The 16,280-nt window shown below is 63.8% G+C and carries 14 protein-coding genes; 13 read left to right on the top strand and 1 reads right to left on the bottom strand.

Annotated features, from left to right (window positions below):
* Positions 1 to 72: 72 nt before the first annotated feature.
* The 7 genes from ACSVHC_RS03915 (at position 73) to ACSVHC_RS03885 (ending at position 8,271) form a co-directional block, all read left to right on the top strand.
* On the top strand, positions 73 to 690 hold the full coding sequence (locus ACSVHC_RS03915; RefSeq protein WP_437772998.1) for a DUF5666 domain-containing protein: 618 nt from the start codon (positions 73 to 75) through the stop codon (positions 688 to 690).
* Between the two features lie 83 nt (positions 691 to 773).
* Complete coding sequence (locus ACSVHC_RS03910) at positions 774 to 1,778, top strand: LacI family DNA-binding transcriptional regulator (RefSeq protein ID WP_439180600.1); 1,005 nt, start codon at positions 774 to 776, stop codon at positions 1,776 to 1,778.
* A 281-nt stretch (positions 1,779 to 2,059) separates the two neighbouring features.
* Positions 2,060 to 3,382, top strand: coding sequence for an extracellular solute-binding protein (locus ACSVHC_RS03905; RefSeq protein ID WP_437773000.1), 1,323 nt, complete (start codon positions 2,060 to 2,062; stop codon positions 3,380 to 3,382).
* Positions 3,379 to 4,329 carry a carbohydrate ABC transporter permease gene (locus ACSVHC_RS03900; protein ID WP_437773001.1) on the top strand — a complete coding sequence of 317 codons (951 nt, stop codon included), beginning with the start codon at positions 3,379 to 3,381 and terminating at the stop codon, positions 4,327 to 4,329. The genes ACSVHC_RS03905 and ACSVHC_RS03900 overlap by 4 nt, the downstream gene beginning before the upstream one ends.
* Positions 4,322 to 5,302 (top strand): carbohydrate ABC transporter permease, encoded by a 981-nt coding sequence (locus ACSVHC_RS03895; RefSeq protein WP_437773002.1) that lies wholly within the window; start codon positions 4,322 to 4,324, stop codon positions 5,300 to 5,302. The genes ACSVHC_RS03900 and ACSVHC_RS03895 overlap by 8 nt, the downstream gene beginning before the upstream one ends.
* Before the next feature lie 51 nt (positions 5,303 to 5,353).
* The gene (locus ACSVHC_RS03890) at positions 5,354 to 7,075 is read left to right on the top strand and encodes a DUF4091 domain-containing protein (RefSeq protein WP_437773003.1); all 1,722 of its coding nucleotides are present in this window, start codon (positions 5,354 to 5,356) and stop codon (positions 7,073 to 7,075) included.
* 11 nt (positions 7,076 to 7,086) lie between these two features.
* Positions 7,087 to 8,271: a Gfo/Idh/MocA family protein gene (locus ACSVHC_RS03885; RefSeq protein ID WP_437773004.1), complete on the top strand. Its 1,185-nt coding sequence runs from the start codon at positions 7,087 to 7,089 to the stop codon at positions 8,269 to 8,271.
* Positions 8,272 to 8,339: 68 nt separating this feature from the next.
* On the opposite strand, the gene ACSVHC_RS03880 is transcribed toward ACSVHC_RS03885, so the two are convergent.
* Positions 8,340 to 9,296, bottom strand: a complete 957-nt coding sequence (locus tag ACSVHC_RS03880; protein ID WP_437773005.1) for a LysR family transcriptional regulator — start codon at positions 9,294 to 9,296, stop codon at positions 8,340 to 8,342.
* A gap of 115 nt (positions 9,297 to 9,411) precedes the next feature.
* Here ACSVHC_RS03880 and tdh point away from each other — a divergent pair, with 115 nt between their 5' ends.
* The 6 genes from tdh (at position 9,412) to hutI (ending at position 16,065) form a co-directional block, all read left to right on the top strand.
* Complete coding sequence (tdh, locus tag ACSVHC_RS03875; protein ID WP_437773006.1) at positions 9,412 to 10,458, top strand: L-threonine 3-dehydrogenase; 1,047 nt, start codon at positions 9,412 to 9,414, stop codon at positions 10,456 to 10,458.
* Positions 10,459 to 10,502: 44 nt separating this feature from the next.
* On the top strand, positions 10,503 to 11,711 hold the full coding sequence (locus ACSVHC_RS03870; RefSeq protein WP_437773007.1) for a glycine C-acetyltransferase: 1,209 nt from the start codon (positions 10,503 to 10,505) through the stop codon (positions 11,709 to 11,711).
* 6 nt (positions 11,712 to 11,717) lie between these two features.
* Complete coding sequence (locus ACSVHC_RS03865) at positions 11,718 to 13,118, top strand: 6-phospho-beta-glucosidase (RefSeq protein WP_437773008.1); 1,401 nt, start codon at positions 11,718 to 11,720, stop codon at positions 13,116 to 13,118.
* 54 nt (positions 13,119 to 13,172) lie between these two features.
* Entirely contained in the window at positions 13,173 to 13,643 is a 471-nt protein-coding gene (locus ACSVHC_RS03860; protein ID WP_437773009.1) for a pyridoxamine 5'-phosphate oxidase family protein, read from the top strand.
* A gap of 74 nt (positions 13,644 to 13,717) precedes the next feature.
* Positions 13,718 to 14,830: an NAD(P)/FAD-dependent oxidoreductase gene (locus ACSVHC_RS03855; RefSeq protein ID WP_439180599.1), complete on the top strand. Its 1,113-nt coding sequence runs from the start codon at positions 13,718 to 13,720 to the stop codon at positions 14,828 to 14,830.
* A gap of 11 nt (positions 14,831 to 14,841) precedes the next feature.
* The gene (gene hutI / locus ACSVHC_RS03850; protein WP_437773011.1) at positions 14,842 to 16,065 is read left to right on the top strand and encodes an imidazolonepropionase; all 1,224 of its coding nucleotides are present in this window, start codon (positions 14,842 to 14,844) and stop codon (positions 16,063 to 16,065) included.
* The last annotated feature ends 215 nt before the right edge of the window (positions 16,066 to 16,280 follow it).

Below are 16,280 nucleotides of genomic sequence, written 5' to 3'. Positions count from 1 at the left end.
CATTATGGAGTCATCAGTTCTTTGCTGCCCGCCCCTTACCGGCCCGGGGAGGAGCGGAGGAAGGATTCGGCCATGTCCACCATGACTCCGGGGCTTCGCAAGGCCCTCATCGCGGGCGGTATCGCCGTCGTGTTGACCGGCGGTGGTGTGGCCGCAGTCTGGGCTGCCGGCCAGATCATCCCCGCCTACGTAGTGAGCGCGACGCCGACGAGCACGGCATCGCCTGCCTCCCCGTCGCCCGGGGCTACTTCGCCCGCCACCCCGTCGCCCGGCAAGGCCCGGCCGTTCCCGGTGCTTCCACGCGGCTTCGCAGGCCCGGGGATCCACGGTGAGTTTACGGTCAAGAACAACGACGGCAGCTACACGACCCTGGTGACGCAGCGTGGCTCCGTGCAGTCGGTCAGCGATTCGAGCATTTCCGTGAAGAGCGACGACGGCTTCACGCAGAGCTACGCGATCACATCGTCTACCACCATCGTCAGGTTCCCTGCTGCCGGAACAGGCACCCAGGGCCGCCGTCCATCTCTTCAAACCATCAAGGCCACCGACCTGAAGGCGGGCGACACCGTCGCAGTCTCCGGTACCAAGAGCGGCGCCACGGTCACGGCCACGCGAATTATCGGGGGTACCTTGCCCGCCGGGCCCACTGATGGCGGACGACGGCTTGGCTACGGGAGCGTCTCTTCCTGACTCTGCGCCCGCTCGTCTGGCTATGATGCTACTACCGCCGAACCGCGACCAATGGTCCGGTGTCTTAGCCCAAAAGGAGACGAATGCGCCCCACGATCAAGTCCGTGGCGGCGGCAGCCGGGGTTTCGACGGCGACTGTGTCCTACGTGCTGTCAGGCAGGAGCGGCAAAGACGGCAGCAGGAGCGGGTCCGGGGTGGCGCCCGCTACCGTGCTGCGGGTTCAAGAGGCGGCCCTGGCCCTCGGGTACCGCCCCAACCAGTCGGCAAGGGCCATCCGCACCGGCCGAACGAACCTGCTCATGTTGTCGCTGACAATGATCTCTGATCCGTGGGCATTGGATGTCAGCCGCGCTGTTGGTACGGCCGCCGCCCAGCGGGGCATTACGCCCATGATTCTGGCCGATACCGACTGGCGGGTGGCACTCAAACGCCAAAACGCGGACGTGACATTCATCGACGGCGCCGAGGAACCCGGGGATGCCGAACTGCTGGCACAGGCGGCGAGGCTGCAGCGCTTGGTGGTCTTCAGCGACACCATGGAACCTGAAGGGTTCGACGTCGTACGGCCCGTGGCCGGTTCGTCTTGCGACCAGGCGGTGGATCACCTCACGGGGCGGCACCACCGGGTGGGTTGCCTGATCTCCTCGACACATTCGACAAGCACCCTCGACATCCGCTTTGGTGCCTACACCCGCGGCCTGGCCAGGGCTGGTTTGGACTACCGGGACGACTACGTCGAGACGTATGACCGCGACGGGCTCAGCGCGTTCGACGCAGCGTTGCGGCTCCTGCAGCGGGCGGATCGGCCGACCGCGATCTATGCGACCACGGACTTCGCGGCGATAGCCGCCATCCATGCGGCCCAGCGGCTGCAACTTCGCATTCCCGGAGACGTTGAAGTGCTCGGTATCGGCAACACCACAGAAGGCGAGCGCATGACGCCGTCGTTGACCACCGTTGGTCCCGAGGGCTTTTTCCATGGCCTGGCCGCATTCCTGCTCGACCGGGCAGAGAATCCCGATGGGCCTGCCGGCATTCTGGAATTCCCCTGGAAGCTCATCGTGAGGGACTCAGCGCCCTCGGTGTGAAAGCCAGGGCCTACGGTATGAACCGGGGCCCTCGGGCTAAGCCCGGACTATCCACGCAGCGTGTCGAGGCACGTGCCGGATGATCGCACAACCCGCACTCCATGCACTTTAGTGACGTTTTCTGCCAGTAAAAGTTAAGGAAAGATCATCCGAGATCTTGCCTTTAAACGATTAACATGATGTGATCAACTGCACAACACCAGTTGGGTTGGCTGTTCGCCGAATGCGGGCCCGCCCCCGAAGGACCGTCGGTCTTCTGACCAAGACATCGGAGAATTCTTATGAACCACAACGTGACCCGCAGGTCATTCCTTTCCTTTGCGGCTGCCGGTGCCGCCGTCGTCTCGCTTGCCGCTTGCGGCGGGAACAGTGCCGCGGGGGGTAGCGCAGCCAAGGCCGCCTACGCTGCTCCCGCGAAGGACCTGAGCGCCGAGCTGAGTTACGCCATCTGGGACGCGGCACAGAAGCCCGCGATGCAGAAGATCGTGACTGAATTCAACAAGCAATACCCGAACATCAAGGTCACCATCGACGTCACGCCGTCGAAGGGTTCGGCCTACTGGACGAAGATCCAAACCCAGGCAAGCAGCAACACCCTGCCAGATGTTTTCTGGATGAATGGTCCGCACATCAAGCTTTACGCGCAAAACAACCAGCTGTTGCCCTTGGACGGACTGGTGTCCGGCAAGGCAGTGGACACGGCCAATTACCCCAAAGCGCTGGTGGATCTGTACACCGTCGACGGGGCGTTCTACGGGGTGCCCAAGGACTTCGATACCAGCGCGCTCTTCTACAACAAGGCCCTCTTCAAGGAAGCCGGGGTGCCGGAGCCGACGTCCAACTGGACCTGGGACGATGTGAAATCCGCCGGCGCCAAGCTCTCCAAGTTCTACCAGGGCAAAGGTATCTACGGGTATGCCGGCGACCTCACGGGCGGCCAGACCAGCTACTACAACACGATGATCGAAGCCGGTGGGACCATCATCTCGACTGACGGCAAGAAGTCCGGATACGACTCCGCCGGCTCAATCGCCGGCCTTCAATTCTGGCGCGACCTGATCGAATCCGGCGTATCTCCCTCGATGCAGCAATTGACGGACACCTCTTCGAGCGACATGTTCACGTCCAGGAAATTGGCTATGACCATGGACGGCTCCTGGACCGTCGGGCCGGCCCAAAAGGCCCTTGGGGAAGATCTTGGCATTGTCAGCCTCCCGAAGGGGCCGAAGAGCAACCAGAGCGTGATCCACGGACTTGCCAACGTGATTCCCGCCAATGCGAAGAACCCGGCCGCGGCGCAGGCGTTCGTGGCCTTCCTGGGAACCCAGGATGCTGCCAAGATCCAGGCGGAAACCGGAACCGTCATCCCGGCCTTCAACGGCACGCAGGATGCCTGGGTCAAGTCCGTTCCCTCTGTCGACCTCAACGTCTTCCTTGACCTGGCCAAGGATGCCTCGCCCTACCCGGCGTCGGCCAACACGGCCGCCTGGAACGAACTCGAGAACACCTTGCTGCCCCAGGCGTTCGCCGGGACCAAGCCGGTTGCGGACGTCGCCAAGGACCTTGCCAGCCAGATGAATGCCGCGCTGGCCAAAGAATCATGAAATCCCAGACCCTGACGCCGGCGCCCAAAAACGGCCGGGCCGTCCAACCCGCCGGGGATCGCCGCAAAGGAAAATCGAAGTCGGATGGCTGGTGGCCATGGTTGTTCGTGGTGCCTACTGTTGCGGGCATCGGAGTGTTCTATCTTTGGCCGATCGTCCAGACGTTCTACTACAGCTTCACCAAGTGGGGTGTCTTCGGCGGAACCAAGTTCATCGGCCTGGACAATTACGTGCGGATGTTCGCGGATTCCACTATTCCGCAATCAATCCTCAATACGCTGATCTATACAGTCGTCGTCCTGCTGGGGATTCCTATTGCGGTCATCCTTGCGTCCCTGATCGAGCGTCCCGGCCTGCGCTTTGCGGCCCTGTACCGGACGCTGTACTTCATTCCCTACATCACCATGCCGGCCGCCGTCGGGATCGTGTGGAGGTTGATCTACAACGGTGACTTCGGTCCCATCAACTGGTTCCTGGGCTTGTTCGGGATCCAGGGGCCTTACTGGACATCGACGCCGGGGTTTGCACTCCTTGCCGTGGCTACCGTGGGGCTTTGGATGTCGCTGGGATTCAACCTCATCATCATCAGCGCGGGACTGCGCGAGATCCCTCGGGAGCTCTTCGAAGCCGCGGAAATGGACGGGGCCAGCCGGGTCCGCCAGTTCTTCAGCATTACCGTCCCGCTGCTGACGCCCAGCATCTTCTTTGTCACGATCGTCACCGTGATCAGCGGCTTCCAGCTGTTCGATTTGCTGTACGTGATGATGGGGAAAGCGAACCTGGCCATGCCTCAGACGCAAAGCCTCGTGTACATCTTCTACAACCAGGCCTTCCTGCAGAACGACAAGGGCTATGCGGCAGCCATCGGCATCCTGATCCTCGTCATCATCGCTCTTCTGACCGCTTTCCAATTCCGTATCCAGAAGAGGTGGGTCAACTATGTCTGAATCGATGCTCTCCACAAAAGGCGGTGTCGAATCCCGACAGATCGCTTCGGCAAGGCCATCTCACGCTGGAGGCGAACCCTCTGAACCCGCGGGCCGCGACCGCAAGATCCGCGGCACCAAGGGCGCCAAGGGCGCCGATCGCAAAGGTGCCAAAGGCGGCAAACAGGGCTCGAACGTCCTGGCACATTGTGTACTGAGCATTGGCGGGTTGGCCATGATCTCGCCCCTCCTGTACCAGATCGTCATGTCGCTTTCGACGAACGCCGAAGTCCAGAGCACGCCGCCCACCCTGTGGCCCAGCGTCGTCCAATGGCATAACTTCGCGGACGTCTTCACCTCCATGAATTTCGGTTCACAGCTCTGGGTGACGGTAGCAATCACTGTCATGAGGGTGTTCGGCCAGGTGCTCCTCTGCTCTTTGGCGGGTTACGCCTTCGCTCGGATGCAATTCCGGTTCAAGGGGCTCATCCTGGCCATAGTCTTGTCGATCATCATGGTGCCGTCCCAGTTGTTCCTGATCCCGCAGTACCAGATCATCCAGAACCTGGGGTGGCTGAACAGCATCGCCGGCATCGTGGCTCCGGGCATCTTCAGCGCCTTCGGCCTTTTCCTGATGCGCCAGTTCTTCATGGGGCTTCCGGACGAACTCGAAGACGCGGCACGGCTCGACGGTGCCAATCCGTTCCAGATCTTCTTCCGGGTCATGCTGCCCCTCGCGGCAAACGGCTTGTGGGCCCTGGTCATCATTACCGTGCTGTGGTCCTGGAATGACCTCTTGTGGCCTTTGGTGGTGACGTCGACGGCGAACGCCGCACCATTGAGCGTCGGGCTTTCGAATCTCCAGGGTGAGCACGCCAACAATTACCCGATCCTCATGGCGGCATCGCTCATGGCCATGGCGCCAATCCTGATCATGTTCCTGCTCATGCAGAAGCGTGTGATGGCAGGCATCGGCCGCTCCGGACTCAAGTAAAAACCAAGTGGGCACCCACGTAGAGACTCACGTAGGAAAGGATCGCAGCCCTTGACGGAACAGAACCCGGTCCAGCTGGACGGCTGGTCGTTCGTGCTGGTCGACTCCTTGGAAAAGGTCTACCCGGACGATCCACCACGGCCGTTCGACAGGACCATCCCGATGTCCGTTTTCCCCGGCGAGACTGCGTCGATCCAGGTGGCTCTCCGGCCGCCCATGAAACACGATTTTCGGCTGTCAGGGGCGTTGGAGGTTGCAGTCGATGGTCCGGCGGCAGGAATTGCCACCATTTCGCAGGTTGAACTGGTGCCGTGTTCATTGGCGGCATTCCCGCAGCATGACGGTGGCTATGACCGGGACACTCCCGGTTTGTATCCCGACCTTTTGCGACCCACCCCGGATGGTCTGATCAAGCCCCTCTACGGGCAGTGGAGCGCCGCATGGATCGACTTCGTGGTGCCATCCGCGGAGAATGCGGGCGATCACGAATTCGGGATCTCGGTACGGGACGTGGGGGGCCGCGTGCTCTTCAGCACCACTATCGAAGTCACTGTCCTCGCGGCTCAAGCCCCGGAACTGGAGATCGTGAACGCCCACTGGTTCCACTGTGACGGCTTGGCGAGCCATTACGGCGTCGGCGTCTTCAGCGAAGAGCATTGGTCGATCATCGACGCCTTCATCGGGTCCGCGGCAAGGATGGGAGCCAACTCGCTGCTGACGCCCACGTGGACTCCTCCGCTCGACACAGCCGTAGGGGGAACCCGGCTGCCCACCCAGCTGATCGGGATCCGCGAGGATTCCGGCTACCGCTTTGATTTCAGCAAGCTGCTGCGATGGGTGGATCTTTGCGCCAAACATGGCATCCAGTACCTGGAAATTGCCCACCTCTTCACGCAATGGGGGGCCAAGGCGACGCCGGCGATCTATGTCGAGACTGCCCGCGGAATGGAGCGGCGCTTTGGCTGGGACGTGCCGTCGACGTCGCCGTCTTACCGGGAGCTGATGGCCGGGCTGCTGCCTGCCCTGCGTTCCTTCCTGGCAGAGCACTGGTCTCTTGACCGGGTCATTTTCCACATTTCCGATGAACCAGCGGGCGCGCAAGCCCTGGCCGGATACAAGCAAGCAAAGGACGTCGTCGCGGACCTCCTGGACGGGTTGACGGTGGTTGACGCCCTGAGCGACTTTGAGTTCTACAACAGCGGAGCAGTTCCCAAACCCGTGGTGGCAAGTGATGCCGTGGCACCGTTCCTGGCGGCCGGGGTGAAGGACCTGTGGGTCTACTACTGCGTCGCCCAGGACGCCGGCGTCGCCAACCGGTTCATTTCCATGCCTTCAGTGCGGAACCGGGTTTTGGGTCACCAGCTATATGCCCTGGAATGCGCGGGCTTCCTGCATTGGGGATTCAACTTCTACAACACGGCCCACTCGTTGGCGCCTGTGGACCCGTTCAAGGACACCTGCGCCGGAGGAGCGTTTCCGGGCGGCGACGCCTTCATGGTCTACCCGGGACCGGATGGGGTGCCGTGGGAGTCGATCCGTTACAAGGTGTTCGCCCAGGCCATGTGGGACCACCGGGCACTCTCGCTCCTGGCAACGCTGGCCGGTCGCGAGGAGGCACTCGCGTTCATCGATACGAACGGCTCGGGCGGGAGCCTCGCCATGGACAGCTTCAGCTACGACCCCCTTCATTACCGAAGGGTCCGCGAGCTGGTCAACCAGGGAATCGCGCAGCGCGTGGGTCAAACACGCCGACGCATCAACTTATCTAGTTAGGAATAGTACTTATGGACCTCAAAGTAGGCATCGTCGGATTCGGCTTGCGGTCGTCGCTGTGGCGCCACGCGCACAAGCCCGGCCACGGTTCGGAAGTCACCGTCGTGTGCGATCTGGGCGAGCGCGGCAGGGCGGACGCGGCCGGGAAGATCCCGACGGCGGTCATCACCGACGATCTGGACGTCCTGTTGGACTCCGGCCTGGACGCGGTCCTGGTCCTGACGCCGGACAACCAGCACGCCGCCGTCGCCGTCCGGACGCTCAAAGCCGGCATCCCCACTTTCTGCGAGAAACCGCTTGATGTCACGTTGGAGGCAGCCGATCTTATCCTCCAGACGGCCTTCGACACCGGAACGCGACTCTATGTGGGCCACAACATGCGGCACATGCCGGTGGTGGTGCAGATGCGCGACATCATCCAGGCCGGGACCATCGGCGACGTCAAGGCAGTCTGGTGCCGGCACTTCGTGGGGAACGGCGGGGACTACTATTTCAAGGATTGGCATGCCCAGCGTGCCAACACCACAGGGCTGCTGCTGCAAAAGGGCGCGCACGACATCGACGTCATCCACTGGCTCGCCGGGGGATACAGCACCAAGGTGCAGGCGATCGGCGAGCTGGCCGTTTACGGCGACGTCGCTTCCCGCCGCGACAACACGGCACGCCGGATGGGTGATTGGTTCTCCGTGGACAATTGGCCCCCCACCGAACAGACGGACCTCGCCGAGACGATCGACGTCGAGGACATCTCGATGATGAACATGGTCCTAGGCAACGGCGTACTCGCCTCGTACCAGCAGTGCCATTTCACCCCGGACTATTGGCGGAACTACACGGTGATCGGCACCAAGGGCAGGATCGAGAACTTCGGTGACGGAGCCGGCGACCAGATCTATGTCTGGACCACCCGGACAACCTCCGGTTTCGCCGAGCCCGACCAGAAGGTGGAGATCCGCGACGGAGAAGGCGGCCATGGCGGCGCGGACCCCTTGCTCATAGCTGAGTTCCTGCGCTTCGCAAGGGATGGCGGAACCACGGCGACTTCGCCGATCGCAGCCCGGGAGGCCGTGGCGGCGGGCGTGCTCGCCACCGAGTCCCTCCGCGGCGACGGTTGCGCGAAGCTGGTTCCGGCCTTGCCCGAAGAGCTCGTGGAGTACTTCAACGCGGGCCAACCAGCCCGGGTGCGGGAACCCTAGCGTCGCGTGCCCCCAGCTAACTCGCAGTTATTGTCGTTTTAGAGCCTCATAACGACAACAAATGCGAGTCAGTTGGGCTGGGCGGCGCCAGGTGACGTGCCCCCGGAAAGTTCGGTCATGACAGTCTGCAGCGCTTCGCAGACCGTCATGACCGATTTCCGTTTCAGGGTTTCCGGCCTCGCCAGGATGTCGATCTTGCGCACGGAATTCACCCCCGCCAGCGGTCGCAGCACCACGCCGGCGTCCAGTACCCGCTGGGCGGTGAACCGCGGGAGCAAACCTATCGCGCCGCCGTCCGCCACGAGCGAGGCCACCGTGGAGTAGTCGTTGATGCGGTGCAGGACATCCGCCGGGCGCCCGCTGACAGCGACGACGGCGGCCAGCACGTCCGCGGGGGAGTAGCCGGCGCGGCTGGTCACCCAGGGCTGCCCGACGACGTCGGCCGGCCTGAGTTCGCGTCGCGCCGCGAGCGGGTGTCCGGCAGGCAACGCGACGTCGAGCGGCTCGTCGGCGAGCGGGATCACGGCGACTTTGTCGGTGGGCCACCCGGGGCTGTGCTCCATCCGGTGCGCCAGCACAAGGTCATATCGGGCGGCCAGGCCCGGAAAGTCTTCCTGGGCAACGTCTTCGTCGGCGAGCTTCACGCGGGGAACGCTGTTTTCCGGACCCGCGTTGCGCGCGGTGGTCAGCAAGGCCGCGAGCGGAGCGAACAAAGCCTGGCCCGCGCTGTGGAAGGCGCTCACGGTCACAGTGGAGCCCGGTGAGTCGTGGTACGCGCCAATGGCGGCCTGGGCGTCCGCGAGCGCATTCACGACGGCGGCTCCGGCGTCGGCCAGGACCCGGCCCGCATCGGTGAGCACCAGGGCCCGGCCCTCCTTGCGGGTCAGGGGCACGTCCACCGACTTCTGCAAGAGGGCGAGCTGCTGGGAGACGGCCGAGGGAGTGACCATGAGCGTCTCGGCCACGGCCTTGACACTGCCGAGATCTCCTAGTTCCCTGAGCATTTGGAGCTGATGTACTTCCATTTAGCAAATGCTAATTCGTTGATTGAGAAAAACCTAGTTGTGCTAAACCGTCCGTGGGGTTTCAATGAAGTGAAACGGCACACAAACGGCCCAATCCCTTGAGTTAGGAAGACCCATGAAGGCTCTCTACAAGTCCGGTCCCCACGCTGGTTTCGAACTCGCCGAACGGCCCGAACCGGAGGCAGGTCCCAGCGACGTCAAGATCCGCGTCATGACCACCGGCATCTGCGGAACGGACCTGCACATCCAGTCCTGGGACGCGTGGGCGCAGGGCATCATCGAGACCCCGCTGATTGCGGGACACGAGTTCTACGGCGAAGTGGTCTCCGTCGGCGAGGACGTCCGGGACGTCAAGGTCGGTGACCGTGTGTCCGGTGAAGGCCACGTGGTCTGCGGTATCTGCCGCAATTGCCGCGCAGGCCGCCGCCAGATGTGCATCCACACGGTGTCCGTGGGCGTGCAACGCGATGGTGCTTTTGCCGAATACGTTGTCATCCCGGAGACCAACGTCTGGGTCCACCAGGATCCTTCCATCACTCCTGAGCTCGGCGCCATCTTCGACCCCTTCGGCAACGCCGTCCACACCGCACTGAGCTTCCCCCTCGTCGGCGAGGACGTCCTCATCACAGGTGCCGGCCCCATCGGACTCATGGCAATCGCCGTCGCGCGCCATGCCGGTGCCCGCAAGATCGCCATCACCGACGTCTCCGCGCCCCGCCTTGAACTCGCCCGGAAGATGGGTGTGGACCTCGCCGTTGACGTGTCGAAGATGCGCGTCAAGGATGCCCAGCTCGAGCTTGGCATGCGCGAAGGATTCGACATCGGCCTGGAAATGTCCGGGCATCCCACGGCCCTGCCTGAGATGATCAACAACATGAACCACGGCGGACGGATCGCCATGCTTGGCTTGCCCAGCCAGTCCATTGACATTGACTGGGGCAAAGTGGTCACACACATGCTGACCCTTAAGGGCATCTACGGCCGCGAGATGTACGAAACCTGGTACGCCATGAGCGCCATGCTGTCCTCAAACCCCGTACTGCACAACCACATTTCCGCCGTCGTCACGGAAAAGCTGCCCGCCACCGACTGGGAAAAGGGCTTCGAAATCGCCCGCGCCGGCACGGGCGGCAAGGTCGTCCTCGACTGGACCGAAATCTAAGACACCGTAAAGTCCTCCCCAAGACCCCAGTACCAGGAGCCACCATGTACTCAAGTATCAAAGACCAGCTGCAGGGCGAACTTGAAGAGATCCGCACCGCAGGCCTCTTCAAAACCGAACGCCACATTGACTCGCCGCAGGCCAGCCACATCTCCGCAGGCCAGCTCGGCCAGCCGGCGAACACCGTCTTGAACTTCTGCGCCAACAACTACCTTGGCCTGGCAGACCACCCGGACATCATCGCCGCAGCCAAGTCCGCTATGGACGAGCGCGGCTTCGGCATGGCATCCGTCCGCTTCATCTGCGGCACCCAGGACCTGCACCTCGAACTCGAGGCGCGCGTCTCACAGTTCCTTGGAACCGAAGACACCATCCTCTTCTCCAGCTGCTTCGACGCCAACGGAGGCGTTTTCGAGTCCCTGTTCGGGGCCGAGGACGCCATCATCTCCGATTCCCTGAACCACGCCTCCATCATCGACGGCATCCGGCTCAGCAAGGCCAAGCGCTTCCGCTACGCCAACCAGGACATGGCTGACCTCGAAGCCAAGCTCATCGAGGCCTCAACCGGCGAGACCCCGGCCCGCCGCAAGATCATCGTGACGGACGGCGTTTTCTCCATGGACGGCTACCTTGCTCCGCTCGAGGCCATTTGCGATCTCGCGGAAAAGCACGACGCGCTGGTCATGGTGGATGATTCCCACGCCGTAGGCTTCATGGGAGCAACCGGTGCCGGAACCCCGGAACACGCGGGCGTTTCCGACAGGATCGACATCTACACCGGCACGTTCGGCAAGGCCCTTGGCGGTGCTTCGGGCGGCTACGTCTCCGGCCGCAGCGAAATCGTCGCCATGCTGCGCCAGAAGGCCCGCCCGTACCTTTTCTCCAACTCCCTCGCCCCCGCAATCGTCGCAGCCACCATCAAGGCCATTGAGCTGGTCCAGGGTTCGGGCGAGCTCCGCTCCAGGCTCTTCGAGAACGCCGCCTTGTTCCGCCGCCGCATGAGCGAGGAAGGCTTCGAACTGCTCGACGGCGAGCACGCCATCATTCCTGTGATGTTCGGCGACGCCGTGGCGGCCGCGAAGGTCGCCGACGAGATGCTCCACCACGGAGTGTTCGTCACGGCGTTCAGCTACCCCGTGGTGCCCAAGGGAGCTGCCCGGATCCGCGTGCAGCTCTCGGCCGCACACAGCTCTGAGGACGTCGAGGCGTGTGTCGAGGCCTTCGTGAAGAGCCGCGCAGCCGCGGGGCTCTGAGTTCCCATGATCCTCACCATCCTGGGCGGCGGGGGATTCCGGGTACCCCTGGTCTATTCAGCACTGCTGTCTGACCACGGGCCCGGCCGGGTCACCGAACTAAGGCTGTTCGACGCCGACCCCGCGCGCCTGGGCGTGGTGGCGAGGGTCCTGGCCGACATGGCCGAGGGGGTGCCTGACGCGCCCGCAGTGGGGCTGTTCACGGAGCTGTCAGAAGCATTGCCCGGCACGGACTTCATCTTCTCCGCCATCCGGGTGGGTGGCCTGGAGGGGCGCGCCGCCGATGAACGTATTGCCCTGGAGCATGGGGTTATCGGGCAGGAGACCGTGGGTGCCGGGGGGATTTCCTACGCCCTGCGGACCATTCCCGTGGTCCTGGACATCGCCGAGGCCGTGAAGAAACATGCTCCACACGCCTGGTTCATCAACTTCACCAATCCAGCCGGGGTCATCACCGAGGTGATGACGCGGGTCCTCGGCAACAAGGTGGTGGGGATCTGCGATTCGCCGGTGGGGCTGGCCAGGCGATGCCTGCTCGCAGCCGGAATCCACCGCGGCGCGGCAGCCTTCCGGGACGGTTCCGTGCAGATCGACTACATCGGCCTGAACCATCTGGGCTGGCTGCGCGGGCTGGTAGTCGACGATGAAGATGTCCTGCCGCGGCTCCTCGACGACGACAGCGCCATCGAATCGTTTGAAGAGGGCCGGCTTTTCGGCGCTTCGTGGATCAAAGCCTTGGGCGCGGTTCCCAACGAGTATCTGCATTACTACTACTTCAGGCGGGAAGCGCTCGACGCCGACCGGCGCGCCGAAACCACCCGCGGCGCCTACTTGGCGCGGCAGCAGTCGTCCTTCTACAGCGGGCTGGCGGAAGCGAACGACGGCGGTGCGGGGCCCGCCGAGGGGGTCCCGTCGTCGAAATCGGCCCTCAGGCTCTGGGAAAAGACCAAGCTCGATCGCGAAGAGACGTACATGCAAAGCAACAGGGACGCGGCCGGTACGTTCGAACGCGACGCCGAGGACCTGGTATCCGGCGGCTACGAGGCCGTAGCCTTGGCGATCATGCGTGCCATCAGCCAGGGCGAAACGGCCCGACTGATCCTGAACCTCCCCAATAGCGGCACCCTGGCAGAACTCGACGCCGACGCCGTCATCGAGGCGCCCTGCCTCGTAGACGCAGACGGAGCCCGCTTGCTGCCGGCCAAGGCTCTTCCGGACTACGCGCGCGGGCTCGTCGTCAACGCCAAAGCGGTGGAACGCGCCACGATCGACGCTGCGCTCACGGGTTCCCGGCGGTCCGCCTACAAGGCGATGGCGATGAACCCGCTCGTGGACTCGGTCAGGGTGGCAGAAGCGCTCCTGGACGACTACATCAGCCATTTCAAGGAGCTCCAATACCTGCGCTGAACCCCTTCGCCTAAGCCCTGTCCCGCAGAGGATCGGAGGCCTAGTATCTGCAGCATGGACAAAGATGCAGCACAACGTGTAACCGAGGTGTTGGATTCGCAGCAATGCTGGAATCTCCTGAGGGGCGTGTCTGTCGGCAGGCTGGCCGTGTGGCTCGGAGACCACCCTGACATTTTTCCGATCAACTACACCGTGGACCAGGGGACGGTTGTCTTCAGGACGGGAGCGGGCACAAAGCTCGCCGCGGCTCTGGGCGAGTTCCCGGTGGCCATGGAGGTGGACGGAGTCGACCCGAACACCGGAGTCGCGTGGAGCGTTGTGCTCCATGGCAAAGCGGCGCCCGTCAAACAGCTCGACGACGTCATCAACTCGTTCTCGCTGCCCCTGTTTCCTTGGGAATCCGGCAAGAAGGACCATTTCGTGCGGGTTCCCGCGGATTCGATCTCCGGGCGGCGCTTCACCGTCACGGAACCGCTCACGTGGTGGACCCCCTACAGCGGCATCAAGCCGTCCGCTCTGGAATAGGCCCGCTGGGACGGGCGCGGCGAGTCCCGAGCCGGCCCCTCGCATCTGGGCGTATGCGCTGACAGGATGGGGGGATGGCTGCGAATTATGATGTGGTAATTGTCGGTGGCGGCATCGCCGGGTTGTCGCTGGCTTCAGCGCTGGCCGGCCGGTGTTCGGTGGCGCTCGTGGAAGCCGAACAGACACTGGCCTACCACACGTCCTCCCGCTCAGCCCGGCAGCTGATCCCAAGCTACGGACCCGCCGTCGTACAGGAACTAACCGTCCGCACGCTGGAGCTGATGGCAGCCCGCGATGCTGCGTTGCCGGTGCCGGTGCTGGAACCGCGCTCGTTCATGTTGGTGGGCGACGAAGCCACCGTCAAGGCAGAAGCCAGCGGGCACATGCACCCCATCACGCACGCCGAAGCCCTTGAGCTGTGCCCGGCGCTGAATCCCGGCGCCTTCACGGCCGCAGGCCTGGACACGGGGTCGTTCGCCTGTAATGCGCCCGTGCTGTTGGAAGACCACCGCCAACGCGCCGAGGCCGGGGGAGTGGATATCATCACCGGAGCCCGGGTCCATTCTGCCCAACGGCTCGGTTCCGGCTGGCAATTGGGCGCCGGGCTGGAAGGTTTCCAGTCCGCCGTCGTCGTCAACGCGGCAGGTGCCTGGGCGGACGAACTCGCGGTCCTCAGCGGGGTGGAAAAGCTGGGCTTGCAGCCGTTCCGGCGCACGGCGGCAATCGTTGACGTCGAACGCCCGCTTGCGCCAGGCACCCCGATGGTCGCGGCAGCGGATGATTCCTACTATTTCCGGCGCGAGGGGGAGCAAGTGCTCATTTCGCCATCGGAAACGGTGCCGAGCGGGCCTGAAGACGCGCAGCCGCGGCCCGGCGACGTGGAAGAGCTCGTGGCCCGGCTGAATTCGATCACGTCGCTGGGCATCCGCTCCGTGGCAAAGGGATGGACAGGCTTGCGTACTGAAGCTGCCGACGGGGTTCCGGTGGTGGGTTTCGACGCCGAGGCTCCCGGTTTTTTTTGGCTTGCGGGCCAAGGTGGTTACGGTTTCCAGACGTCCTCGGCAATCGCCGAACTCGCCGCCGCGGAGATCCTGGGATCGGCGAATGTTGCCTCCGCGCCGGGCATCAGTCCGGCATCCCGGACACCGAGGGAGCTCGCGGCGGCCCGTTGGTCCATCCGCCGATGAACAATAGGTTCATGAGCGGGCAGACGAGCACACTGATCAGCAACATTGGCGAACTGATGACCCAGGACGCGGAGCATCGCGTTCTCAAGGACGCCGCCGTGGTGATCGAAGGTGAGCGGATTTCCTGGATCGGTCCGGTGTCGGAGGCTCCCGCGGCTGATGAGCATGTGGACGCGGAAGGCCGCGCGGTGCTCCCGGGCTGGGTGGACTCGCACTCGCACCTGATTTTCGCTGGCGACCGCACGGCCGAATTCGAGGCCAGGATGGCCGGCCAGAGCTACAGCGCCGGCGGGATCGCTGTCACCACGCGCGCCACGCGCGCCGCGAGCGACGAGGAACTGACCCGCCTCGCTGCCGGGCGCGTGGCCGAAGCCGTCTCCCAAGGCACCACCTATCTCGAGAGCAAGACCGGCTACGGACTGGACCTGGAGAACGAGGCACGCAGTGCACGGATCGCGGCAGCGACCGTGGATGAAGTCACCTACCTCGGCGCGCACTTGGTTCCGGCCGGAGCCGACGCCGAGGCATACACGGACCTCGTCTGCGGTCCGATGCTTGACGCCGTCCGCCCGTACGTCAGCTGGGCCGACGTTTTCTGCGAGCGCGGCGCGTTCACCGAAGAGCAGTCGCGCCGTGTCCTGACCGCCTGCCGCGATGCGGGACTGGGCCTGCGTGTCCACGGCAACCAATTGGGTGAAGGCCCCGGCGTGCAGTTGGCAGTGGAGTTCGGCGCGGCCAGCGTTGACCATGTCAATTACCTTTCAGCGGCCGACATCGAGGCGCTCGCCGGAACATGGAGGGGCTGGGATGCCTCCACCGGAACGGGTGCGCGGGGCACGGTGGCCACGTGCCTGCCCGCTTGCGATCTTTCCACCCGCCAGCCGCTTGCCCCGGGCCGTGCGTTGATCGACGCGGGGGTGCAGATTGCCTTGGCCGCGAACTGCAACCCCGGCACCTCCTACACGAGCTCCATCGCCTTCTGCGTCACTACTGCGGTGTTGCAGATGCACCTGAGCGTCCACGAAGCCGTCCGGGCGGCCACGTATGGGGGTGCGCTGGCACTGGGCAGGGAGTCGGGGAACGACGTCGACGGCGAACGGGCGGTGGGTTCGATCGCCGTCGGGCACCGCGCCGACCTCCACATGCTCAAGGCGCCGTCGGCGACGCACCTGGCGTACCGGCCCGGTATCCCGCTGACTTCCGCGGTGTGGCGGGCAGGCGTGCGGGCGCTCTAGCGGCGCTCTCGAGTCAACAAGGCAGGGCCTCTCCAGATGGAGGGGCCCTGCTTTTTCTTGTGCACTCTAGCGACGCCAGGGCGGGGTTCCTCCCTAAGGTTGGTCATTCCCATTTGCCAGGCGCGTCGAGGCGCCGTCGCGATCCTTGTGCGATTGAATATGATCGTTTAGTGTTTATATGGATCATAAAACGTCAAATCATTGACCGTTGAAGA

The organism is Arthrobacter sp. KNU-44, assembly GCF_051843155.1.
Classification (GTDB): Bacteria; Actinomycetota; Actinomycetes; order Actinomycetales; family Micrococcaceae; genus Arthrobacter.
Note: the sequence above shows the minus strand (reverse complement) of the source record. Positions and strands in the feature narration are given on the sequence as shown.

Excerpts from the sequence above, each read along its gene's own strand:
- ACSVHC_RS03880 (WP_437773005.1), bottom strand. The coding sequence starts at position 9,296 with ATGGAAGTACATCAGCTCCAAATGCTCAGGGAACTAGGAGATCTCGGC.
- ACSVHC_RS03860 (WP_437773009.1), top strand. The coding sequence starts at position 13,173 with ATGGACAAAGATGCAGCACAACGTGTAACCGAGGTGTTGGATTCGCAG.
- hutI (WP_437773011.1), top strand. The coding sequence starts at position 14,842 with ATGAGCGGGCAGACGAGCACACTGATCAGCAACATTGGCGAACTGATG.
- ACSVHC_RS03855 (WP_439180599.1), top strand. The coding sequence starts at position 13,718 with ATGGCTGCGAATTATGATGTGGTAATTGTCGGTGGCGGCATCGCCGGG.
- ACSVHC_RS03885 (WP_437773004.1), top strand. The coding sequence starts at position 7,087 with ATGGACCTCAAAGTAGGCATCGTCGGATTCGGCTTGCGGTCGTCGCTG.
- ACSVHC_RS03895 (WP_437773002.1), top strand. The coding sequence starts at position 4,322 with ATGTCTGAATCGATGCTCTCCACAAAAGGCGGTGTCGAATCCCGACAG.
- ACSVHC_RS03915 (WP_437772998.1), top strand. The coding sequence starts at position 73 with ATGTCCACCATGACTCCGGGGCTTCGCAAGGCCCTCATCGCGGGCGGT.
- ACSVHC_RS03910 (WP_439180600.1), top strand. The coding sequence starts at position 774 with ATGCGCCCCACGATCAAGTCCGTGGCGGCGGCAGCCGGGGTTTCGACG.
- ACSVHC_RS03865 (WP_437773008.1), top strand. The coding sequence starts at position 11,718 with ATGATCCTCACCATCCTGGGCGGCGGGGGATTCCGGGTACCCCTGGTC.
- tdh (WP_437773006.1), top strand. The coding sequence starts at position 9,412 with ATGAAGGCTCTCTACAAGTCCGGTCCCCACGCTGGTTTCGAACTCGCC.
- ACSVHC_RS03905 (WP_437773000.1), top strand. The coding sequence starts at position 2,060 with ATGAACCACAACGTGACCCGCAGGTCATTCCTTTCCTTTGCGGCTGCC.
- ACSVHC_RS03870 (WP_437773007.1), top strand. The coding sequence starts at position 10,503 with ATGTACTCAAGTATCAAAGACCAGCTGCAGGGCGAACTTGAAGAGATC.
- ACSVHC_RS03900 (WP_437773001.1), top strand. The coding sequence starts at position 3,379 with ATGAAATCCCAGACCCTGACGCCGGCGCCCAAAAACGGCCGGGCCGTC.